Genomic DNA, 24,836 nt, shown 5'->3' with positions numbered 1-24,836 from the left:
ACTTCAAAAGGGGACATGGCTATAACCCAAAATACAAATTGGGCACCAACTCAACAAAACACCACAAATTCCCATTTTACTTCCATTTCTGTTGATATACGCGCTGTGGCATCAACATAACCGCCAAGTAATGCATATACCATATTTATAATTATACCATATAATAATTTACGTATTCCCATTTATAAGGACCTTGTGCAACATAATTCTCATTATTTGCTTCATATCTGATATTTCCCAACACAGCCTTGAGTATATATTTGTCCTGATACATCCTCATTTACTTGAAGGTGCATTATTGTAAATCAACTAACTTAAACTGTAAACTATGATTAAATTTAAACACGCAATAATTGCGATTGTTGTATTTATCGGGCATTTTGCCTATTCACAAACATCTACGGTCAGCGGTGTTGTTTCTGATGACACTGGTATTCCATTACCAGGGGCCACCATTGTGATTTCGGGTACCACGATCGGTACCACCAGCGATTTTGATGGAAAATTTACCTTACCCGATGTTCCTTCCAATGCCAGTTTGGTCATTACTTATTTAGGATATGAGAAAATGACAATTGCCCTAAATGGCAGAACATCCATTGATGTAAGCCTTGTTCAGGACCTTGAAGCCTTGGAAGAAGTTGTGGTAGTGGGTTATGGTACCCAGAGTAGATCCGAAGTAACCGGAGCCATTTCCACTATAAAGTCCGAGGACATTACTGCCATACCTGTTACCAATGCCGAATCTGCCTTGCAAGGGAGAGCAGCAGGTATTACGGTTATCAGCAATGGATCTCCAGGTACTGCACCTGAAGTACGGATCCGTGGTTTGGGGACTATGAACAATAGCTCCCCCTTATATGTTATAGATGGTGTTATTTCCAATTCAGGACTTTCAGGATTGAACCCAGGAGATATAGATAACATCAACATTTTAAAGGACGCTTCAACTACTGCCATTTATGGTTCCTTGGGCGCCAATGGTGTTATTATGGTAACCACCAAAAAAGGTAGTCGCAACGGTCTAGTTAGTATTGATTTTGATTCCTATACGGGTGTACAGTTCGTAACCAACAGATATGACTTGCTAAATACGGAACAATATTTAAAATATGCCACTGATGCTTTTGGATTTACCCCGAATACACCGGCCAGTAAATCTGGCCTAAATACCGATTGGCAGGATGAGCTCTTTACTTCAGGCCTCATCCAAAATTTCGATTTGGGAATTTCCGGAGGAGGAGAAAACAGCAATTACAGATTCTCCTCTAATTACCAAGACCAGGAAGGTGCAATAATTGGAACCGGATTTAAACGATATTCCTTTAGGGCCAATAGTAATTTTACTTCTGGAAAATTGCGCTTGGGGGAAACACTCGCACTTTCATTCAATGACCAGAATCCTGAAGGTGGCCTAAACTCCGGTAGATCTTTAATAGAGCACGCCATCAAAATGGCTCCCTATCTACCAGTTTACAATAGTGCCAATTTAGGTGGGTTCCAAGGCCCAAGTAGCTCCAACGATGGACAGGATGCCGAAAACCCTGTTCGAATTCAAAAATTAAGGGATTTCTCCAATAAGAACGTAATTGTAAATGGAAGCATTTATGGGGAATACGAAATTTTGGATGGTCTTAATTTTAAATCACAACTGGGCCTCATCTATGATAATTATCTAAACGAACAATTTACCCCGGCATATAACCAGGATAGTGAAAATACCGGGACAGGGACACAGGTCTATGCCAATATTGTTAAGAACACAGGAATTAATAAGGATATTATTTTCACCAACAGCCTTAATTATACCAAGTCTTTCAATGACCTTCATAATTTTGAACTGCTATTACTATATGAACGCCAAGATGCCAAGAACTCCTACATCAATAATAACAGTAGAAATTACTTGAGCAATACCATCAAGGAACTTTCCAATCAGGATGCCAATATTTCATCTGCCACTACCAAATATGCAAGGGTAAGCTATTTGGGTAGGTTGAACTATAATTATGATCAACGCTATATTTTTGCTGCCTCATTGCGAAGGGATGCTTCTTCACGGTTCGGAGCTAACAACAGATGGGGTTGGTTCCCTTCACTGGCTGCAGGCTGGAACCTTGCAAAGGAAGCCTTTTTGGAAGATTCCTCATTTAGTACCTTTAAGCTTAGGGGAAGTTGGGGTATTGTAGGTAATGACAAATCTGAGGATTACACCTATACTACATCCCTCTCTCCCAATTTCAATTACCCTTTTGGAGGAACCAACTATGTTGGTGTTACTGCCGAAGGCGTTTCAAATCCAGATCTAAAATGGGAGGAGACAACCATGGTTAATATTGGGTTGGACCTTGGTCTTATGAACGAAAAGATAACCTTGGCTCTGGAATATTATGACAACACCAGTAACGACCTCTTAATGCAGTTGAACCTTGCAGATTCGTTCGGTTTTCTCAAAAATTACAAATGGTCCAATGTCGGTTCCGTACAAACCAAAGGTTTTGAAATCTCTTTGGGCTATAATGATTTTGAAGGCGATTTTACATGGTCTGCCAATTTAAATCTGGGTACCAGTAAAAATGAAGCTCTTTCCTTGGGTGGCCTTGATCAGCTAGTAGGGGGTGGATTTGAAAATGAGAACCTTACCAGGTTGGCCGTTGGCGAAACCTTGTTTCATTTTTATGGGAAAGTAACCGATGGTGTCTATCAGGACCAAAGTGAGGTAAATGCCGTTTTTACTGCCAACCCATCACAGACTGCCGTACAACCAGGGGACATTCGTTTCAAGGACTTGAACAACGATGGAAACATAAATGATCAGGACCGTACCATTTTGGGAAGCGCCTTCCCTGATCTAACCTATGGCCTTAACTTATCGGCAGGCTATAAGAGATGGGATTTTAATGCTTTTATTAGCGGAGTTTCCGGCAATAGTATTTACAACACCAATATATATGACCTAGAAGGAATGCCACGATTGTTCAATGCGGGCACCGCGGTCCTAAACCGTTGGACAGGACCAGGTACTTCCAACGAAGTGCCACGAGCCTTTGGTTCTACCCAGAACGTTTCGGCCTCTGACCGCTTTATAGAGGATGGGTCCTATACCCGCTTGAAGAATATTTCTTTGGGTTATAGTATTAAAGGTGATATGCTCAACAAACATATTAACAAATTAAGGATGTATATAAGTGGACAGAACCTTGTAACACTTACAGATTATTCCGGCTTAGATCCCGAGATAGGTAAACCCAATAATAACTCAAATTTTGAAGTTGGTATTGATAGAGGTAACTACCCTCAGCCCAAATCCTTACTTCTAGGCATACAAGTTTCATTTTAAAATATAGACATGAGAAAATATAAATATATTACCGCCACCGTAATCGGCCTATTGTTCACTCTTTCGTGTGACAATAGTGGCCTTGAACTTATCAATGAAAACAACATAGCCCCAGAAACTTTTTTCTCGGACGCAGGACAGGTAGAATCATCCGTTACGGCCGTGTACGCCAACCTACAAACACAAGGCCTCTATACCCGGCATATGTTTTTTATGATGGACAATATGTCCCATGAAAATGGCGGCAACTCCCAATTGGAAGCGGATAAAAGGGAATACCTACAATTTTCCTTCAATTCTGCCCACGGTGCCATTGGACTATACTGGAACAGCTGTTATAAAGGTATCAACAAGGCCAACTTCGTCATAGGCAACGAAGAAAAAATAAATGCGATACCCGAAAACAAATTGTCACAGGCCCATAAAAGCAAGTACATAGGGGAGGCCAAATTTTTAAGGGCCCTTTATTATTTCTTTTTGGTAACCCGATTTGGCGATGTGCCACTTATTACTACCATTCCGGACGATATTGTAGGATACCCCAGAAGCCCAAAAGAGCAGGTCTACGAACAAATTATCAATGACTTGACCGATGCATCCAACACCCTACTAGCCAAAGGAGAGGAGACAACCTTGGGAAGGGCTACCAAAGAGGCCGCTTTGGCTTTTTTAGGTAAAGTATATCTGTTTAGAGGGGAACACAGGCTTGCCCTTGACAATTTTGAAAAAGTCTATGGTAAATACCAATTGGAAGAAAACTATTTCGACAATTTTAAGGAACAAACAGAATACGGTCCTGAATCTATTTTTGAAGTAGCCTATGACACCTCCATTGGTGGTTCTGGATGGGGAGATGGTAGTTCTGGAGACCGATTGAACGAGATTACCTTTAGAGGCCAGGAATATGGCTTTAACGATTGGTTCAACGTTTATCCATCAGATGATCTTCTGGACGAATATGAGTTAGGGGACCCGCGCTTTAAAGACTGCTTCTATTCTGAAGGAGACACTTTTCCAGGAGGAACAGTGCGTACCGGAACACCTCCGGATCCCATCCCTGAAGGGGAAGTGTACATTGCGCAAAATAGACGTGCAGGTTGGAAAAAATATCAAAATTATTACCAACGGGCACATGAAGAGACCAATTCGGGAATTAATTTCAAAGTGATGAGATATGCCGATGTACTTCTCATGATGGCGGAATGTGAAAATGAGGTAGGGACCCAGGCAAATGCGGTAGGATACATTAACGAGGTTAGATCAAGACCAAGTGTCATGATGCCCGCATTACCCACCACCCTATCAAAATCAGAGGTTTTTGATGCCATTGTACATGAACGCAAGGTGGAGCTGGCCGGGGAACAGGTTAGGTTCAACGATTTGATCCGTTGGGGAATTGCCGCCGAATTTTTGGAAGGAACAGGCTTTCAAGCCGGCAAGAGCGAACTATTCCCAATACCGCTTTCCGAAATTACTTCAAATGAAAATATAAATTCAGAAGATCAAAATCCTGGCTATTAAAATTATAAATAATTTGGTTGGTTAATTAGTTAGTTTTAAAACAGCGTGCCCAGGTACGCTGTTTTTTATAAGGTATAATTGACGTAAATTATCACCACGAATTAAATATAAAAGCAATGAAAATTACAGAGATTGGGAAAATCGTTCTTGCTTCAATTGGTTTGATGCTATTGGTCAATTGTTCCAAAAACGAGGAATTGAACGGAGGCAAAATATTTAGATCCCTGGATCATCCTAAAACGGGAATCACCTTTAGTAACCTCCTTACAGAAAATGATTCCTTAAATTATTTTACCTATTCCTATCTATATATGGGAGGTGGTGTAGCAACCGGTGACATTAACAATGATGGCCTATTGGACATCTATTTCACGGGGAATCAAGTACCCAACAAACTATATTTGAACAAAGGGAACCTAGAATTTGAGGATATTACCGAAAATGCCGGCGTAAGCGGGGACGACCGTTGGTACACCGGGGTAACCATGGCCGATATAAATGGAGACGGATGGCTGGACATCTATTGCTCTGTGGGGGGCAAATTTGGCAAAAAAAACAATCAATTGTTTGTGAATAAAGGCGACGGTACTTTTGAGGAAATGGCCGAGAAATATGGAGTGGACAATTTGGGAAATAGTGTACAGGCCACTTTTTTCGATTATGACAAAGATGGGGATTTGGATCTATACGTTGCCAATTATCCTCCTACCAAATTTGATTCACCTTCATTTGTCTACCTATATAACATGAAAAACGTATCCGATACCAATATGGATTATCTGTACCGGAACGACGGGGATCAATTTACCAATGTCACCAACGAATCAGGACTTAGAAACTTTGGTCTAACGCTGAGTGCCACCGTGGGGGACCTAAATAATGATACCTGGCCAGACATCTATGTTTCCAACGACTTTAGATCTCCCGATTATATGTTTATCAACAACCAGGATGGCACTTTTAAGGAAGTGGTGAAGAAGGCCACCCAACATACATCCTTCTACGGTATGGGAGCTGACATTGCCGATTTCAACAATGACGGCAACTTGGATATCTTTCAGGTAGATATGGATGCCAAGGACAATAGGCGTAAAAAAACCAATATGGCCAGTATGAACATAGCACTGTTTTGGGACGTTGTCAATTCAGGATTTGGATACCAATATATGCATAACTGTATGCAGTTGAATTCTGGGGTATTTGAAGACGGGGTACCACACTTTTCCAATATTTCGAGGCTTACGGGAACCTCCTCCACCGATTGGAGCTGGGGGCCTTTATTCGCCGATTTTGATAACGATGGCCTAAAGGATCTCTTTGTATCCAACGGCACAAGAAGGGAAATCAACAACAATGACTATTTTAATAAGTTAAAGGGCATAAAATTAAGTTCAGACAGCCTTTTGCAATTGAGTCAGGCCATCCCTTCCGAAAAAATAGACAACTTTATATTTAGAAACAAAGGAAACTTGGAGTTCGAGAAAGCAAACAAAAGCTGGGGGATTGAATACAAAGGTTTTTCCAATGGGGTGGTATACGCCGATCTTGACAATGACGGGGATCTCGAAATTATCACCAATAACCTTGATGACTATGCCTCGGTTTTTGAGAATAAAAGTTCGGAATTAAATGGGCATCTAAAAATTAAATTTAACGGATTACCCGATAATAAATTTGGTCTTGGCAACAGGGTGTATCTAACAACCGCAGGACAAACACAGATGCAAGAGCTCACCTTAACAAGAGGGTTTCAATCCTCTGTGGCTCCTGAACTACATTTCGGGCTGGGCAAGTCCCCCAAAATTGACCATTTAAAAGTGGTTTGGGCAGATGGTAAAATTGAAGAGCTAAAGAACATAGACCCTAATCAGACCCTAATTTTTGATTATTCCAACGCCCGTATCCATGAAATTCCTGCCACAGACAATAAGTTCCTGTTTACAACGGATAGTAGCGAAGTCTTTCCCAAATACCTTCATCAGGAAAATGACTTTGACGATTTTGGCATACAAGTACTCCTGCCCCATAAGATGTCCGCCTTTGGGCCGGCCATAGCCGTTGGTGATATGAACAACGATGGGATGGATGATTATTTTGTAGGGGGATCAGCGGGATCTCCTGGAAGTGTTTTTATTCAAGAATCCAATACATTTAAAAAAGTGGCCTCCTATTTTTTAGAGGAAGACAAATTAAGCGAGGATTCAGGAGCTATACTTTTCGACGCCGACGGGGATGGGGACAATGATCTTTATGTAGTAAGCGGCGGGTATGAATTCTCCCCAAATTCAGAATCCTTACAAGACAGGTTATACCTAAATGACGGAGCAGGGAAATTCTCAAAAGCCCATAAAAACGCCTTGCCCCCAATAAAAAATAGTGGTTCAAAAGTGTACCATGCAGATTTTAACAATGATGGCAGGGAAGATTTATTGGTCTTGGGCAGACAAGTCCCAGGCAACTATCCGTCTCCTGCTACTAGTTATATCCTACAAAATGTAAGCACTGCCAATAATGTTAAATTTGACATTTCTTCAGAAATGCATGCGCCAGGGTTTGAAAACCTAGGAATGGCTACAAGCGCTGTAATCTCAGACATAGACAATGACAATCGGTTGGATATTATTGTAGTCGGTGAATGGATGCCCATAAGGGTTTTTAAAAATACTGTTACCGGATTCAAAGAGGTTTCTGAGGAAATGGGACTTACCAAAGATTCAACCGGATGGTGGTGGAGCATTGAACAAGGAGATTTTGATGGGGATGGCGACATGGATTACATAGTAGGAAACAATGGTTTAAACTACAAGTACAAAGCGACAAAGGAGGAGACATTCGATATTTATGCCAATGACTTTGACAAGGATAACGCCGCCGATATTGTGCTTAGTTATTATAATGATGGGAAGCAATACCCACTAAGGGGAAGGGAATGTTCCTCTCAACAGATACCAGGAATTAAACAAAAATTCCAGGACTATGAGAGTTTTGCCCAGGCTACCCTAGAAGATGTTTATAGTGAAAAGGCACTGGAATCTTCACTGCACTATCAGGTAAAATCGTTTGCCAGTATTTATTTGGAAAATAAAAATGGCAAATTGGTCCAACATCTGCTCCCAAGGGAAGCGCAGACTTCCAGCATCAATAAAATCCTAGTGAAAGACTATGATAAAGATGGTTATTTGGATTGTTTAATTGCAGGCAACCTACATGTCTCCGAAGTTGAAACACCCCGTAATGACGCCGGGCATGGGCTTTTCCTAAAAGGAAATGGAAAAGGCGGTTTTACATCGGTACCTCCCGACCAAAGTGGATTTTTTGTCCCTGGGGATGTTAAGGACATGCTCCCTATAAACACCAATAAAACATCCTATATTATAGCGGCCAAAAACAATGATTACCTTCAATTCATTCAACTTAATTAATGGCAAAACAGCTAACAATTCACGCCCGCCTAAACATTCAGACACCCCACTAAGGGAGGTGAAAACGGAAAATTTAAATTTGCAATAAAGGGTATTAAACCTCAGGGCAGGCCTGTCTGCCGACAAAGGCAGGACCTGAACCCAATAATAGGAATCGAACCTAGGGTCGAGGTATTGAACCTTGATCCCGCCAAAAAAGCGGGATTAGTTCAACTTGCAATTTTAAGTGCGTCTTACTGACTTCTCAAAATTGAGTTACACTAATAAATTATTGTAGGGGTCAATAGTTTCTATGCTCCCATCCTGCCTATGGACCAACTCCGTAACCTTAACGGATCTCAAGTGGGTGACTCCTTTGGACAGACTTGAATCGTGATAAAAAAGATACCATTTTCCGTCCACCTCGCAAATGGAATGATGTGATGTCCAACCTACAACGGGGTTTAAAATTCGTCCCGAATACGTAAAAGGGCCATAGGGACTCTCCCCTACCGCATAGCAAATAAAATGGGTATCCCCTGTAGAATATGAAAAATAGTATTTACCCCCATACCTATGAACCCATGAAGCTTCAAAAAAACGTCTCTGGGTATCTCCTGCCAATAGTAAGTCACCGTATTCGTCCAGTATTTCCACCTGCTTGGGGTCCTCTGCAAATTGCAAAAGGTCATCGGTCATTTTAGCTACCAAGGGCAAGAGGGCTGGTTCATGGGCCAGTGGCAATTCATGCGCATCGTTGTAGCTGTTCTTCCTATACTTCTGAAGCTGTCCTCCCCAAATACCTCCAAAATACATATAATAGCTTCCGTCTTCATCTTCATACACTGCCGGGTCTATGCTATAACTTTTTAAAATAGGTTGCTGTTGGGCTATAAATGGCCCCTCGGGACGGCCCGAAATAGCCACCCCTATTTGAAAAATACCGTCGGCTCTTTTAGCCGGAAAAAAGAGATAATATTTCCCATTTTTACGAGCGGCATCGGGAGCCCATAGCTGTCTTTTCGCCCAGGGAACATCCTTAACATGTAGGGCAACTCCGTGATCCACGGCCGGTCCGTGAATGGTATCCATAGATATTACATGGTAATCCTCCATGGCAAAATGATCCCCGTTATCGTTAAAGGGTACTCCAGCATCAATATCATGGGAGGGGTAAATATAAATCTTACCATCAAACACATGTGCAGAGGGATCTGCTGTATACAAATGGCTTACAATTGGCTGGGAAATGGCCTTTGAATTTAATTCATCAAAATCGATATGGGATATGGGTTCTTCTGGCATGGTCTATAATTTTTTATCCGTTATTTCTTCGTTCCTTTAAATCAAGTTCTATTTTAACCTCCATTTTTTTATCAATTTCATATAACAGTAGAAGTGCTATGGCAATCAAAAATGGAATGGCAGGAAAAATACTTACCAACAATTTAGTCCCTTGAACAGCAGTTTCCGGTTGCACTATGGCCTCCCCTGCTACAGCAGCCTCTTTGGTTATATAATTATACAGGCCTAAAATCCATGTCACCAGTGCACTACCAATACTCAGACCTCCCTTTAAGCCTACCATCATAGCGGAAAAAATGATGGCTGTGGCCCGGCGGTTGTTTTTCCACTCGGAATAATCCGCCACATCGGCTATCATTGCCCAAAGCAATGGAATTGTAAGACCATAGAAAAAGCCGTGAAGTATTTGCGAAAGAAAGATCAACACCACCGACTCTTCCGAAAAGAAATAAAAGATAAAGATAAAGAAGGTTGCCATAAACAAGGCCACGCTAAAAACATCCCTTTTACCATACTTATCCGCAAAACCCTTTGAAAGTGTAATGCCTAGGATCATAAATATAATACCCCCGGCATTGAATAGACCAAAACCGGCCGACACTGGATTTTCACCAAAAAAGTTAATACCTATCCCAGCCAAGGTATCCAACATAGGTTGTATAAACTGGGTTAGCTTTTCCTTACTTACATAATTTTCAAAATAATACACATAAGCACCTCCCTTCAGGGCAAGGGTAATAAAAACCAAGGTGGTTACGGACAGAATAATGACCCATGGCCTATTTTTAAACAAATCCTTAATGTCTTCTGCCAGGCTAGAGGATTGCTCTGGCTTAGGAATAATACGTTCTTTGGTGGTAAAGAAAGTGATCAGTAGCATTACGGTCCCAATAATTGCCAACCAAGTCATCACTTTTTCAATTCCGATCGCCTTATCACCACCGCCGGCAGTTTCTATGATGGGCAACATAAAGACCTGCACAAAAAACTGGGCAAACATTACAGCCACAAATCGATAGGCCGATAAACTATTCCTATCGGCCATATCCCCGGTTATTACACCGCTCAAGGCCGAATACGGCAAATTGTTGGCTGCATATAATAGGAGTAAAAGCGTATAGGTTACCACCGCGTAAATTACTTTACCCTTATACTCAAAATCCGGGGTACTAAAAGCCAATAACGCCACAACTCCCAAGGGAACGGCAGTCCAAAGAATCCAAGGTCTAAATTTCCCCCATTTGGATTTTGTCCTATCGGCCAATGCTCCTATGATTGGATTAAATCCAAAGGCCGCTACAAGCCCTACCGTTAAAATAATTGCGGAGGCATGGTTGGCCTCAAGACCATAAATATCCGTATAAAAATAGGCCAAATAGGTCATTAAGGTCTGAAAAACCAAGTTGGCGGCCAAGTCCCCCAGACTATATCCAATTTTTTCCCTTATGGATAATTTTTGTGAAATGTTAGTCATGTATACTTTAGTTTAATTTGAGATAAGGCATAATCATAATTTTAGGGCAACTATACTGTCATATGCCATTTTGGGATTAAATTCTCTATCGAAGAGCAAGGGATAGTTTACCCTACCTTTTATGGGCCAGTTATTGAGCCAAGATCCTTGATCGCTTATACCCCAGAAAGTGACCCTATCTATCTTTTCCCTATGCTTTAAAAAGAGCTTAAAAATATCTTGATAACGATTGGCCAATGCCATTTGAACCGAATCCGGTATACGCTCCGGATAAGGGTTCATATATGAGCTCTCGTCGAAATTCTGACTAATTTCTGCCCCTACGAGGTCCCAAGGATTGGGTAGTACACTAATATCCAATTCTGAAAAATGGACTTTTAGCCCTAGTTCATTAAATGTGATAATACTTTGTTCTATATCTACCAGTGAAGGTTCGGATAAATTCCAGTGTCCCTGTAGCCCTACGGCATCTATTTTTATTCCGCTATCCTGTAACCGCTTTACCAACCTAACAACCCCCTTCCTCTTTTCCGGTTTCCATAAATTATAATCGTTGTAGATCAATTGAGCTTCCGGATCGGCCTTTTCCGCCAATTCAAAAGCCCTTTTAATATAATCCTCTCCCAAGAACTTTAAAAAAACACTTTCTCTTAAGGAACCATCTTCGTTTAAAGCCTCATTTACCACATCCCAAGCGGCTATTTTTCCCTTGTATCTGGTTACCAGTGTTTTTACATGATTTTCAAGATACCGGACCAGGGTAGCACTATCGCTTACTTTATTTAAATAATCGGGAGCCTGGCTATGCCAAACAAGGGTGTGCCCTAGCGTATAAAGGTTGTTTGCCAAGCCTAAAGCTATATACCTATCGGCCTTTTCAAAATTGAACGTTTTAGGCTCGGGGTGTATATACATCCACTTCATTACATTTTCCGGGCTTATGGAGTTGTATTCACTGGTCACCAGTTTCAGGGCCAAGGAATCCTTTCCGTCTATCAACTGTTCATTAACTGCGGCCCCAATAAAGAAATCGTTTAAAAAGACATCTTTAAGGCTACATATTTGGGTTGTTTGCGATGTATCCTTTTCCATAACCTTATGCCCACATCCAAATATGCCAAACAACGTGACAAGGAATACGAACATTATTTTACAATTGGGGACCATAATTTAAAATTGAATTTATTTTGGGATCGGTATTGATATTGAGTAAAAATCCTGTGCAAACCTGATTAAAGTTCAAAAGGTAAAAATCGCCATATTCGCAGCCTTTGGATACTACATTTGATGCGGTTTTTAAAACATTTGGGGCATACAGGAAATATGCGATTAACTAAAATCCAATTTGAATATTTGCATATATCCTATCATAGAGCTGCTCAAGGATATCCCATGGATTCCCTAATCTATGTACATGGTACATTACCCTTGAAAAATTTCCTTTATTTTATTTCGGTGGGCAACACCCCAAAATGGGCTTTAAAACATTTGGTAAAGTAGGAAGGTGATGAAAATCCAACTTTGAAACATACTTCACTAATGGATTCATTACCGTTTACCAACATGTGCTTTGCCTTTTCCAATCTTATCTTACGCAAAAACTCATTTGCCGAATACCCGGTCAGCGCTTTTATCTTTCGGTACAATTGACTTCTGCTCAAGTTGAGTTCATCGGCCAAATGTTCTACATTGAGGTTTTCATCGGACATATTTTCAGCAATATGGGCCAAGACTTTGGTGATAAATTTTTTGTCCAGTTGGGTCGAATTACCAGGTATCTGTACGTTGTTGGAATCATTGGAATATTTATTGAAAAGCACTTGCCTACTATGTATTATTTGTTTGAGCTGCGCCTTTAAGACCTTCATATCAAAAGGCTTGCTCAAATATACATCGGCACCGGAATCTATACCCTTGACCCAATCATCGGTCATGGCTTTGGCAGTCAACATCAATAATGGGATATGACTGGTTTTAATATCTTCCCTTATATGTTTACAAAATTCAAATCCGTCCATCTCCGGCATTACTACATCGGTTAGTATCATATCCGGAATTCTTCTAGTAGCCAAATCCAAACCTTGTACACCGTTAACAGCTTCGATAATCATATAATCACCACACAATTCGTTTTTAAGGTAATCCCTTAATTCTGTATTATCCTCAACAATAAGTAAGGTCTTCTGCAAGTTGGTTCCCAATATTTGATGTGTTATTTCCTCCTCAAATTCCTGCCGACCAATGTGGTCAATATCATTCTTAGGAGGTAAAAACAATTCGTTGGGTTTAAAATGGGCATTCCCTAAGGGGAGGAAAACCCTGAATTTGGTCCCCTTGAATTCTTCACTTTCCACTTCTATCTTCCCTTTCAATAGGTCTACAAAATTCTTGACTACCTCTAGGCCGATGCCGGTTCCACCATAATATTGACTGTTCATATTCTCCACCTGATAGAAACGTTCAAAAACCTTGACGATTTCTTCCTTTTTTATACCGCTTCCTGTATCCTGTACATAAATTTCCAGGGCCTGAACAGTCTCTTCGCCATATATCAACGGAAAGCTTACCTTATGGTTGCACCTAAAAACCCCTACGGTAATCTCTCCATTGTCAGGAGTTATCTTGAAGGCATTGGAAAGTATATTGAAAATTATTTTTTCCAACATAGAGGGGTCGCTCCAAAGCGTTATGGGAAAATCATCTGATTCCACTTGAAAAACAATATTCTTAAGTACTGCCTCCTCTTCAAAATGTCCGGCAATTTCCTTGACAAAGGCAATCGCTTCCATTTCAGAAATTTTAATGGACAACTTATTGATTTCCAATTTTCTAAAATCCATCAATTCATCAATTAAACGCTTGAGTCTGGTGGTGTTTTTATGGATAATACGCAATTTTTCCTTCACCGTTCTACTTAACACAAGTCCAGGGTCATCCATGATATCCTCCAAAGGATTGAGTATCAATGTCAGGGGTGTTCTAAATTCATGGGAAATATTGGTAAAAAACTGTATTTTTCTGTCATTCAAGGTTTCCTCCTGTATTCTTCTGTCCCTTTCAAATTGCACAATTCGTTTTTCTCTTATTCTTTGTTTGGCCAAATGCGCCAAAAAATAAGTGATCAAACAAAAAAGAAGTATGTAGGATATCAAGGCATAGTTTGTAGCCCACCATGGAGGAAGAATGCTCAGTTTAAGCGTTTTTGGAGTTTCGTTCCAAATGCCATCATTGTTGGATGCCTTAACTTTAAAGATATAATCCCCTGGAGGCAGATTGGTATAAGTGGCACTTCTATTCTCTCCAACATAATTCCATTTATCCTCAAAGCCTTCCAAATAATAGGCATATTGGTTCTTTTTAGGCCTAGTAAGGTTGATGCCCGCGTATTCGATAGTAAAAACGGACTGGCGGTGGTTTAAACTTAGACTTTCGGTCTGTCCAATTATTTTTTTTAAGGGGGAGTCTTCCTGGTTTGGAACCACCGATTTATTAAAAAGCTTGAAATCAGTAAAATACACCAACGGTTTATTGTTATTGTACTTCATGTTTTTAGGATCTATATAATTGATACCGCCGTAATTACCAAAATACAAAATACCATTTTCGTCTTTATACGAAGAATTGAAATTAAAGTCGTTTGAAAGAAGACCGTCATTCATATCGAAATTCTTGAACGTACCATCAACTACATTCATATGGGACAAACCATTGTTTCCTCCCATCCATATATCCCCATTGTCATCTTCCAAAATAGAGGCTATTGTTTCTTGACCAAGGCCATCTTTATTCCCATACCAAGTATAAGCATCACCTACTGGATCATACCTACAAAGACCCGCACCATCGGTCCCTATCCATAAATGCCCCTTACTGTCTTCATACAAGGACACTATTACATCCACTACAAGTTTGTTTTCTACATCTTGATGCATGCTTTCCCGTAGGGAAATAACCTTTTGGGGCTTGCCAAAATCAGAAGAAATTTTGTACAGGCCACTGGTAGTTCCCATCCAAATAGTGTCATTTTTATCTACCAAAACTATGCGCATTGCTCCTTGTCCAGGACTTGGGTCATCAAAAATAGTATTGTTATGATGGCTAAAACTTTTGCTTCCTGGATCAAAGGAATGCAAACCTTCTACATAGGAACCTATCCAAATAACTCCTTTGGAGTCTTCTGAAAAGCTCATTATACGATTCGATTTTAACCCACCATTGGTATTGGATGTATTGTAATTTATAAAGGCCTTGGCATTATTGGGCAGGTAAAATATTCCCGAATTCCAGGTACCAACCCATAGATTATCATTGCTATCCATAAAAAGGACCACTATATCCCCCGCATTCAATTGGGAAACCAACTTATTGTTCGGGTCTTTCAGATGTACAATATTCTTTTTATTGGGGTCATAGATATCAATACCTCCTCCATCCATACCGATCCATATATTGCCCTTTTTATCATTTACAATACTGGTTACAGAGGGTAGCTGCAAGGAATTGTTTAAATTGGCCAGACTTTTTATATCCTTGAACTTGTCATAAAGCCTATCATAGACCCCTACCCCATTATTGTAATACCCTATCCAAATACGGTCTTGGGTATCTACATATAATGACCAAATGGAATTAGACTTTATACTATTGGAGTTAAATTTGTTATACCGGTAATTCTTTTGGACGACCCCATTTTTTTTCAACACGAAAAGACCGTCGTTTTCCGTTCCGCACAAAATATTACCGTCAGGTGCTTGGGTCAAAGACAGGATACGTTGATTACTAATTTTATAATTATGTACTTCATATGAATTGAATGGGCTTACTTCCACTTTTATAAGACCATTGGAAAAGGTACCTATCCAAATGGACCCTTCATCATCTTGAAGCATAGACTCTATGTTATACAAGAATTCCGTTTCATCCCCATGGGCCTCAAAGGTGGATAAAATAGGATTGGCAATAGTGCCATTGTATTCAAAAAGACCTTTATTGGATCCCATCAATATTTTTCCGGTACTACTTTGAATTAAACTATTTATTTGTAATTCTGGAATGGGAACGGTAGTTTGAATGGGAATACTATACCCCTTGAGTTGGTTTTGATCTACTTTGAAAAGACCATTAAAATGTGACCCTATAACCAGGGTCCCATCGGAACTTTCTTGAATGGCCCTAATAGGAACGTTCTCCAAGGCTATGGAATCTTTATATAGAACTACATTTTTAAATTCATCAAAATCGCGATCGTATAAATTTAATCCTGCCTCCGAGCCAATCCACAATCTATTGGATCTATCAACATAAGCTACATATATCAAGGAACTATTGAGGGTTCTTTCATGATTGGAATCCTGTTTATAGGAGCTGATTTCAATACCATTATATTTTTTTAGTCCAACGCCATTGGTACCCATCCAAATCAGTCCCAAACTATCCTGGACTATGCTTGAGACAGCACGTAGTGTATTGTTCTGCTCAATATTAACAAAAGTATAATCCTCCCCATAACTCTGGGCATTTATATTACCTAGGGTTAACATTATACTTACAATGCCGACTTTTAGAATTAGGGCAACTTTCATAATTTTCTAAAATAGTATCAATAGTATATCTACCAAACCAACAATGGTTCTTATAAAATATGGAAATATCCAAAATGGACATAAAAGTAGTCAGAAAACCAGAGGTACCCCTCTGGCTTTGCGACAACTATACCACTTAGGACGTATCAATATAATTAGAAAAAATTGCATCCTGATTCAAATGCGCCATAATTACTAGAATGGGCAACATACGTGCTATTCTATTCACTAGGAATCCAACACCTTTGACTGGAAGAAGCCGTTTTAAATGGCCGGATTTGGATAATTTATTATACGGTTTATAACCGGCTTGATTGAATAAAGTCCTGCAATATGCCCTATGCCTGTTTTTCAAAAATTGCCGGCGGATAACACAACACAATTTAATTGTTCCCACTATTAATGTGTCAATTAATTTGTTCATTAATTTTATAGAGTACCTAAAAGTAAAAATTAAAGATTTTATAATGTTCTGTATAAAACCAACAATAATAGTTTTTATGGCATTCATAGCCTGTGCCTTCCCACAATCGCCCGATGGATATCATCTTTGGTTGGGATATGATAAGGTTGGGAAACCATTGCTATTAAAGGAATATAAAGACCTGACCAATTCCATCTATTTCGAAGATGGGAGTGAGGTGCTTAAAGCTGCTAAAAAAGAAATGACCACGGGCCTGGAAAAAATGTTGGGAATCACACTCCATTTTACGGAGGCCCCACATACAAATAACACCTTTCTAATAGCCAAAACTGCTACGCTTGATACTACTCTCAAGAAAAAACTGTCCGATAATCTCGGTGAAGTAGGCAACGAGGGGTTTGTCTTAAAATCCGTTACCCATAAGGGAAAAAAACTTATTGTACTTGCTGCCAATGAAGATATTGGAATACTATATGGTGTATTTCGCCTACTAAATTTGATGCAACAACACAAAGAATTAAGCAATGTTTCCCTTTTAGAGTTTCCAAAGATAGACTTGCGAATGCTCAACCACTGGGACAATCTAGACCGCAGTGTGGAAAGGGGCTATGCCGGTTTTTCCTTATGGAATTGGCATAAATTACCAGAGTATCTGGACCCGCGCTATTTGGATTACGCCAGGGCAAATGCCTCCATTGGCATAAACGCCGTCTCCTTGACCAATGTCAATGCCAACTCCCTGATCATGACCCCTATGTATCTGGAAAAAGTTAGTGCCTTGGCCAATGTTTTTAGGCCTTACGGCATTAAAGTCTATCTCACGGCACGGTTTTCCGCCCCTATGGAAATTGGCGGCTTAAAAACTGCCGACCCTTTGGACGCAAAAGTCCAAGAATGGTGGAACGATAAAGTCAGCGAAATCTACTCCTTAATTCCTGATTTTGGCGGTTTTTTGGTGAAAGCCAATTCCGAAGGACAGCCAGGTCCACAAAATTATGGAAGAAACCACGTGGACGGGGCCAATATGATGGCCAGGGCCCTACAACCACACAATGGTCTTGTTATTTGGAGGGCATTTGTTTATTCCGAACACGATCCCGAAGATCGGGCCAAACAGGCTTTCTCGGAATTCGTTCCTTTAGATGGTCTGTTCAACGACAATGTTTTAATTCAAACAAAGAATGGGGCCATTGATTTTCAGCCACGGGAACCCTTTCACCCCATGTTTGGCGCCATGCCCAATACCCAATTGATGATGGAGTTTCAGATAACCCAAGAATATCTGGGTTTTAGTACCCATCTGGTCTTTTTGCCCAAATTGTACGAAGAAGTACTAGATTCCGACACCTATAGCAAAGGCAAGGGATCTACAGTGGCCAAGGTTGTGGATGGCTCCTTGGGTCACCATAAGATATCGGGGATGGCCGGTGTTTCCAATATTGGAAACGATCTTAACTGGACCGGCCATCCTTTTGCCCAAGCCAATTGGTATGGTTTTGGAAGGTTGGCTTGGGATCCCTATATCAGTGCAGGGACCATAGCGGACGAATGGCTTAGAGCTACCTATACCAATGACCCCGATTTTGTTGAACCGGTAAAAAAAATGATGCTCGACTCCAGGGAAGCGGTGGTGAATTACATGAATCCACTAGGGTTACACCATATTTTTGATACTGGCCACCATTACGGCCCAGGGCCTTGGGTGCACGAATTAAGCAGGCCCGAATGGAACCCTACCTACTATCATAAGGCAGATACAAAGGGGATCGGATTTAATCGTAGCCATAGTGGTAGCAATGCCACTGGGCAATATGCTCCAGAAGTGGCAAAAGCCTTTAACGACCCCAAAACATGTCCCGAAGAATATCTGTTGTGGTTTCACCACTTACCCTGGGATTATACCTTAAAAAATGGTCATAGTTTATGGGATGGCATGGCCCTAAAATATCAAGAAGGAGTTGATCAAGTAGAAGAAATGATCGAGACTTGGAACAATGCCCGGCCCTATATCACCAAAGAACAATTCCAAGAAGTACAAATGCTCCTGAAAATCCAGTTGCAAGAGGCCAAATGGTGGCGTAATGCCTGCTTGCTCTATTTTCAGACCTATTCGCAAAAAGCGCTCCCCGTGGGGGTTGAAAAATCACCAAAGAGCTTGGAATATTACCAGTCCTTGAAATTTCCATTTGCCCCCGGCATCCGACCTCAATGGGACTGAAAGACCAAGGAATGAATTATTTAGCCATGCCCCAAAAGAATATAAGGAATGAATATTTATAAAACACTTTTAACCAGCGCACTACTGTTATCCGTCAGTATTGTTTTATCCCAACAAAACCAATCCAATCAATTAGGGGGCACAGAAGGTTATTCCATCCCTCATTTAAAAAAACAAGGGAATGCAACCCAACTTATAGTAAAGAACAAACCATATTTAATTTTAGGTGGTGAATTGGGCAACTCTACCTTTACCAGTGTTGAGAACATGGCAACTGTTTGGCCAAAACTAAAGGCAATGAACCTTAATACTATACTAGCTCCTGTTTTTTGGGAACTTATAGAGCCCGAGGAGGGAAAGTTTGACTTTAAATTATTGGACGACCTGCTTCTTGAGGCCAGGAAAAACAATTTCAAAATAGTATTGTTATGGTTTGGTTCATGGAAAAACAGTATGTCCAGCCACGCGCCTGCCTGGGTGAAGACCAATCAAAAAAGATACCCCAGAGCAAAGGATCAAAATGGGATAAGCCAAGAAATATTATCACCGTTTGGCGAAAACAACCTACAGGCAGACCGCTTGGCATTCAAAACCTTAATGCAACACTTAAGAGATATTGACGGCAAAGAACAGACTGTTATAATGGTACAACCAGAAAATGAAATTGGTATGTTACCCTCGGCTCGAGACCATAGTCCACTGGCCAATAAAAAATATAACACTAAAGTTCCAGAGGAATTCATAAATTATTTATCCAAAAACAAAAAAGTCCTAGTCCCTGAATTTCATAAGGTTTGGAGTAAAAATGGTTTTAAAACCAATGGCACTTGGGAAGAAATTTTTGGTATAGGGGAGCATACCTCTGAAATCTTTATGGCTTGGTATTTTGCCAAATTCACCCAAGAGGTCATTTCCGCCGGAAAGGAAGTCTATCCGCTTCCCATGTTTGTAAATGCCGCCTTGAATGCAAAAGGGAAAAAACCAGGGGAATATCCAAGTGCAGGTCCGCTTCCCCATTTAATGGACGTATGGAAAGCGGCCGCACCTTCCATAGATTTTTTATCCCCGGATTTTTACAACCCGGATTTCAAGTATTGGAACGACCTTTATGTACGCCAAGGCAACCCCCTTTTTATTCCAGAACATAAATTTGACCATACTGTGGCGGGAAAGGCCGCCTACGCCATTGGTCATTACCAAGCTATGGGCTTCTCCCCTTTTTCCATTGAATCTTCCGTTGATCCACATAATGAACCCTTGGGCAGAATGTACGACCTTATAGGCCAACTTACCCCCCTCATTACAAAGAATCAAGGTTTGAACCGTATGGAAGGGGTATTATTGGACAAGGAAAATATAGGGAGCATTGTGAGGTTGGGCAATTATGAATTTACCTTTAATCACAGCTATAAATTAGGTTGGGAGGCCGAGGCCAAAAATGAAACATGGGATATGGCCGGGGCCATAATCATTCAAACGGGAAACAAGGAGTTTTATGTAGCTGGAAATGGTTTTTATGTGACCTTCAAAAATATTAAAGACCCAAATTTAAAAGTAGGTATCCTAAAGGTTGATGAAGGGGTATTTGAAAACATGAAATGGAAAATAATACGACACCTGAACGGAGACCAGACCCATCAAGGTAGGCATCTCCGTATTTTTAAGGAAAACTATAACATTCAACGCCTGGAACTATATGATTATGAATAAGCAACAATAAAAGCTATTAAACCTCAGGGCAGGCCTGTCTGCCGACATAGGCAGGCCTGTCTGCCGACAAAGGCAGGCCCTGACCCAATAATAGGAATCGACCCTAGGGTAGAGGTATTGAACCTAGATCCCGCCGAAAAAGGCGGGATTAGTTCAACTTGCAATTTTAAGTGCGTCTTACCGACTTCTCAAAATTGAGTTTCACTAATAAAGACCTAGACAAAATGAACATTAAAAAAACACTTTTACTACTGGTTTTAATTCTGCAATTCCCATTGCTCCAGTGCCAAATAAAACTGCCCAAGCTAATTAGTGATGGTGCTGTATTACAGCGGGGGACCGACATTAAAATTTGGGGCTGGGCCTCAGCTGAAGAAGAAATAATCGTAAAATTTAAAAACAAGGTATACCATACCAAAACGGATAACCAAGGGAAATGGCATGTAACCATTGCAGCTCAAAAGGCTGGCGGCCCCTTTAAAATGGAGTTCAAAGGTCACAGAAACACCATTACCCTTAACAATATTCTCATTGGGGAAGTTTGGCTCTGCTCTGGCCAATCCAATATGGAACTGACCATGAAACGGCTTCAAGACCACTATCCCGAAGCCATAAAAAATTCCAAGAATTCCAAAATTCGGCAATTTTTGGTGCCGGATACCTATAATTTTACCCAAGAACAGACAGATCTAAATAATGGAACTTGGATGGAGGCATCCCCAGAAAATTTAATGGAGTTTTCCGGAGTTGCTTACTTTTTTGCCAAGGAACTATATGAAAAATATCAGGTTCCCATAGGCCTGATCAATGCCGCTTTGGGCGGATCCCCTGTTGAGGCCTGGATGAGCGAGGACGCCTTAAAACCTTTTGATTCCGCTTATAACACACTGCAACGCTTTAAAGATCCAGACCTGATTTCCAATATAGAACAGCAAGACCAGAAGCGTCAACATGATTGGTTTGCCCTACTCAATGAAACGGATAAAGGTTTTGTAAAGGGGTCGGAATGGTTTCTACAGGCCTATAATGATGATACATGGAGCAGTATGCAGGTTCCCGGTTATTGGGAAGATCAAGGTCTCCCTAATGTTGACGGTGTAGTTTGGTTTAGAAGAACCTTTGAAATTCCCCAAAGTATGGTGGATAGGGAAGCAAAATTATGGCTGGGACGAAGCGTAGATCAGGACCATGTATATGTGAACGGTACTTTTATTGGCAGCACTGGATATCAATACCCCCCCAGAAAATATAAAATTCCCAGTAACGTATTGGTTCCTGGAAAAAATACCATCACCGTACGATTGATAAACCACCAGGGAAAGGGCGGTTTTATCATGGATAAACCCTATTTTCTTTCTGTTGGAAAGGACAGCATAGATTTAAAAGGCAGTTGGAAATACCAATTGGGAGCCACTATGGAACCTTTACCAGACCCAACATTTATTAGGTGGCAACCTGCCGGTCTCTTCAACAGCATGATAGCCCCACTATTAAATTACAAAATTAAGGGAACTATATGGTATCAGGGAGAATCCAATACCCAAAATCCAAAATTATATTATCACACTTTTCCTGCCTTGATAAACAACTGGAGAGCTAGATGGAATATGGGGGATTTCCCATTTATTTATGTGCAATTGGCCAATTATATGGAAGAGGCAAAGATGCCTTCGGAAAGCCAATGGGCAGAATTGAGGCAGGCGCAATTGAATACCCTTAAACTTGCCAATACCGGCATGGTGGTTGCTACCGACCTAGGAGAATGGAATGATATACACCCATTGAACAAAGAAAGTGTTGGGCAACGATTGGCTTTGAATGCCAAAAAGCTGGCCTACAACGAAAACGTTGTGAGTTCTGGGCCTATTTTTAAATCCTCAGAAATAAAGGATAGTCAAATTGTAATTTATTTCAAGCAGGTGGGAGGTGGGTTAATGTCCAATGATGGCCTGGCACTGCGACATTTTCAAATATCAGGGCCCGATGAAAACTTTGTCTGGGCAGATGCAAAAATAGTCGGTAATACGGTGGTTGTTAAAAATATTGAGGTTGCTAACCCAACATATGTCCGATACGCCTGGGCAGACAACCCTTTTGGCGCCAATTTATACAACAAGGAAGGCCTTCCGGCCGCTCCGTTTAGAAATTACAATCCCAAACCTTAATCCCAAACCCATGCATCCAGTTCTATAATACCCTAGGATATTCTTATATCCCATTTAGCTGCTTCAAGGATTTACAAATATCTTGCCCTTCATTCTACTTGTTCTTTTCAATAAAATGGTAAACCTTATTGATAAGTTCCTTGGGGTCGTCTATAATAAAAAGCGGGGCAAGTATATTTGCAGAATGCACTTGGCTTCTGGTAATGTGGTTGGTTACGGCAAAAACGTGCATCCCGGCAGCAAGACCTGCTTTTATTCCATTTAACGAATCTTCAATAACCAAACATTCATGGAATTCAATTTTGAGCAATTCTTTAACTTTGAGATAAATCTCTGGATGCGGCTTTCCGTGCACAATATCATCGCTCGTAAGGACAATGTCCAGTTTTCCATGGATTCCCATGGCCCCAATTACCTTTTCGGCCTCACGGAGATGGGACATGGTAGCAACGACCTTTCTAAAATTATCATTGTGAACCCTATGCAGCAACTCCAGGTTATATTTGCAAAAATGACTGGACAAGAGTTTTTTATCGTTTAACATTTCATGGTATATGGCAAGTCTGCCACTTATAATCCTCTCTTTTACAGTTTCATTATCAAGACCATTCAAATGTTCCAATAATGGGCTCTTGTACTCCTCAAAGAGCCCGTTCACAACTCCAGCCCTGGGAAGTCCCACATACTGCCCGAAACTGTCCACTACCATTTTGTGTGTTACCGAGCCATTGGTCAAAATCTGAATGGCCTGGGCATAAGATTCCGCTTTTAATAATTCGGTATGCACCAAGGTTCCATCCAGATCAAAAATTATTGCTTTTATCATCTTGTTGTAAAATTGGCCAAAGTTATTGAAAGGTATAACTTTTTTTCACCATCTCGGTAAGCCTAAAATATCCGTATGCAAAATTTTCCGGATTGTCAACATTGATACAATTTCCCTTTAGGGGAACGGGAGTGGAACTAAAAAGGCCAGTCCCCCCGGATTGTTCAATAAGTATCCTTATAAAATTGGAATATTGTTCCGAAATGCCATAAAACTCAATATCGATAATATCACCTGGAACAAATGCCTCTATTTTATCAGTGCTATCATCTTCCTCCTTTTCAAAATACCAACTAATTTCGTTTCCGTTGACAAATTCGTCATCAGCATCTTCCAAATAAGGCAAAAGATCTCCCCGTTCCTTAAACTTGAAAAGGTAATAATTTTCTTCCTCCTCGGGATCTGTAAAAATAACGTTCACTTCAAGATCTTCATCATTGAAACCTTTTTTTCGCGACTGGGTGAGGTCTGAAATATCTACTACCGAAGTTAATTTTTCCGTGGCCGTATAGGTTTCACTATTATAAATAACTTCCAAGGTATAAGTCCCGTTTAAAACCGGTACAAATGACGTAGTGGTATATTCCCCGTTGTTCTGGTCATCAAATACATATGTTGCCCCATTATCATTGTTGGTGACGATTACGGAGGCACCCGTTACACCAGAATTGCTATGGTCTCCAAAATAGGGGGTAGAAGTACTAAGCTTAATTGTTTGTTCGTTCCCCAAAGTTCCCTTTTCCCAATCCAGGGAAGCTTCGATCGTTAATCGAGACGGAGCCGTTTGCACCTCAACATCTATTACATCGGTACATGAGCTAAAGCTTATAAGAATGGAAATAATTGCAAGCGTTATATATGTCTTCATTT

The 24,836-nt window shown here is 40.6% G+C and carries 12 protein-coding genes; 6 read left to right on the top strand and 6 right to left on the bottom strand.

All coding sequences use genetic code 11. The features are described 5' to 3' along the window. Window positions 1–328 precede the first annotated feature (328 nt). The 3 genes from C7972_RS12380 (at window position 329) to C7972_RS12370 (ending at window position 8,283) form a co-directional block, all read left to right on the top strand. Window positions 329–3,340, top strand: a complete 3,012-nt coding sequence (locus C7972_RS12380; RefSeq protein WP_181422877.1) for a TonB-dependent receptor — start codon at window positions 329–331, stop codon at window positions 3,338–3,340. Window positions 3,341–3,349: 9 nt separating this feature from the next. Further along, window positions 3,350–4,861, top strand: a complete 1,512-nt coding sequence (locus tag C7972_RS12375) for a RagB/SusD family nutrient uptake outer membrane protein (RefSeq protein WP_110356490.1) — start codon at window positions 3,350–3,352, stop codon at window positions 4,859–4,861. 116 nt (window positions 4,862–4,977) lie between these two features. Next, window positions 4,978–8,283, top strand: a complete 3,306-nt coding sequence (locus C7972_RS12370) for a VCBS repeat-containing protein (protein ID WP_110356489.1) — start codon at window positions 4,978–4,980, stop codon at window positions 8,281–8,283. Between the two features lie 255 nt (window positions 8,284–8,538). On the opposite strand, the gene C7972_RS12365 is transcribed toward C7972_RS12370, so the two are convergent. The 4 genes from C7972_RS12365 to C7972_RS12350 all read right to left on the bottom strand — a co-directional run bounded on the left by C7972_RS12365 (window position 8,539) and on the right by C7972_RS12350 (window position 16,623). Further along, entirely contained in the window at window positions 8,539–9,567 is a 1,029-nt protein-coding gene (locus C7972_RS12365) for a glycoside hydrolase family 43 protein (protein ID WP_110356488.1), read from the bottom strand. A 13-nt stretch (window positions 9,568–9,580) separates the two neighbouring features. Next, a complete protein-coding gene (locus C7972_RS12360) occupies window positions 9,581–11,041 on the bottom strand; it encodes an MFS transporter (protein WP_110356487.1) in 1,461 nt (486 codons plus the stop codon). A gap of 33 nt (window positions 11,042–11,074) precedes the next feature. Beyond that, the gene (locus C7972_RS12355; RefSeq protein WP_110356486.1) at window positions 11,075–12,133 is read right to left on the bottom strand and encodes an endo-1,4-beta-xylanase; all 1,059 of its coding nucleotides are present in this window, start codon (window positions 12,131–12,133) and stop codon (window positions 11,075–11,077) included. Between the two features lie 350 nt (window positions 12,134–12,483). After that, window positions 12,484–16,623: a two-component regulator propeller domain-containing protein gene (locus tag C7972_RS12350; protein WP_110356485.1), complete on the bottom strand. Its 4,140-nt coding sequence runs from the start codon at window positions 16,621–16,623 to the stop codon at window positions 12,484–12,486. A gap of 500 nt (window positions 16,624–17,123) precedes the next feature. Between C7972_RS12350 and C7972_RS12340 the strand changes: the two genes are divergently transcribed. From C7972_RS12340 to C7972_RS12330, 3 genes are all read left to right on the top strand, one after another. Next, the gene (locus C7972_RS12340) at window positions 17,124–19,265 is read left to right on the top strand and encodes an alpha-glucuronidase family glycosyl hydrolase (protein WP_110356520.1); all 2,142 of its coding nucleotides are present in this window, start codon (window positions 17,124–17,126) and stop codon (window positions 19,263–19,265) included. A 48-nt stretch (window positions 19,266–19,313) separates the two neighbouring features. Beyond that, window positions 19,314–20,975 (top strand): DUF5597 domain-containing protein, encoded by a 1,662-nt coding sequence (locus C7972_RS12335; protein ID WP_110356483.1) that lies wholly within the window; start codon window positions 19,314–19,316, stop codon window positions 20,973–20,975. Window positions 20,976–21,199: 224 nt separating this feature from the next. Then, window positions 21,200–23,140: a sialate O-acetylesterase gene (locus tag C7972_RS12330; RefSeq protein WP_110356482.1), complete on the top strand. Its 1,941-nt coding sequence runs from the start codon at window positions 21,200–21,202 to the stop codon at window positions 23,138–23,140. A 94-nt stretch (window positions 23,141–23,234) separates the two neighbouring features. On the opposite strand, the gene C7972_RS12325 is transcribed toward C7972_RS12330, so the two are convergent. Next, window positions 23,235–23,966 (bottom strand): HAD family phosphatase, encoded by a 732-nt coding sequence (locus tag C7972_RS12325; protein WP_110356481.1) that lies wholly within the window; start codon window positions 23,964–23,966, stop codon window positions 23,235–23,237. A gap of 22 nt (window positions 23,967–23,988) precedes the next feature. Then, window positions 23,989–24,834, bottom strand: coding sequence for a DUF4249 domain-containing protein (locus C7972_RS12320; RefSeq protein WP_110356480.1), 846 nt, complete (start codon window positions 24,832–24,834; stop codon window positions 23,989–23,991). Window positions 24,835–24,836 lie beyond the last annotated feature (2 nt).

The sequence above is a fragment of the Arenibacter sp. ARW7G5Y1 genome, assembly GCF_003201775.1.
GTDB lineage: Bacteria > Bacteroidota > Bacteroidia > Flavobacteriales > Flavobacteriaceae > Arenibacter.
This window is presented reverse-complemented; position numbering and strand designations above follow the sequence as displayed.

Excerpts from the sequence above, each read along its gene's own strand:
- C7972_RS12335 (WP_110356483.1), top strand. The coding sequence starts at position 19,314 with ATGAATATTTATAAAACACTTTTAACCAGCGCACTACTGTTATCCGTC.
- C7972_RS12380 (WP_181422877.1), top strand. The coding sequence starts at position 329 with ATGATTAAATTTAAACACGCAATAATTGCGATTGTTGTATTTATCGGG.
- C7972_RS12330 (WP_110356482.1), top strand. The coding sequence starts at position 21,200 with ATGAACATTAAAAAAACACTTTTACTACTGGTTTTAATTCTGCAATTC.
- C7972_RS12325 (WP_110356481.1), bottom strand. The coding sequence starts at position 23,966 with ATGATAAAAGCAATAATTTTTGATCTGGATGGAACCTTGGTGCATACC.
- C7972_RS12360 (WP_110356487.1), bottom strand. The coding sequence starts at position 11,041 with ATGACTAACATTTCACAAAAATTATCCATAAGGGAAAAAATTGGATAT.
- C7972_RS12365 (WP_110356488.1), bottom strand. The coding sequence starts at position 9,567 with ATGCCAGAAGAACCCATATCCCATATCGATTTTGATGAATTAAATTCA.
- C7972_RS12355 (WP_110356486.1), bottom strand. The coding sequence starts at position 12,133 with ATGGAAAAGGATACATCGCAAACAACCCAAATATGTAGCCTTAAAGAT.
- C7972_RS12375 (WP_110356490.1), top strand. The coding sequence starts at position 3,350 with ATGAGAAAATATAAATATATTACCGCCACCGTAATCGGCCTATTGTTC.
- C7972_RS12350 (WP_110356485.1), bottom strand. The coding sequence starts at position 16,623 with ATGAAAGTTGCCCTAATTCTAAAAGTCGGCATTGTAAGTATAATGTTA.
- C7972_RS12370 (WP_110356489.1), top strand. The coding sequence starts at position 4,978 with ATGAAAATTACAGAGATTGGGAAAATCGTTCTTGCTTCAATTGGTTTG.
- C7972_RS12320 (WP_110356480.1), bottom strand. The coding sequence starts at position 24,834 with ATGAAGACATATATAACGCTTGCAATTATTTCCATTCTTATAAGCTTT.
- C7972_RS12340 (WP_110356520.1), top strand. The coding sequence starts at position 17,124 with ATGGCATTCATAGCCTGTGCCTTCCCACAATCGCCCGATGGATATCAT.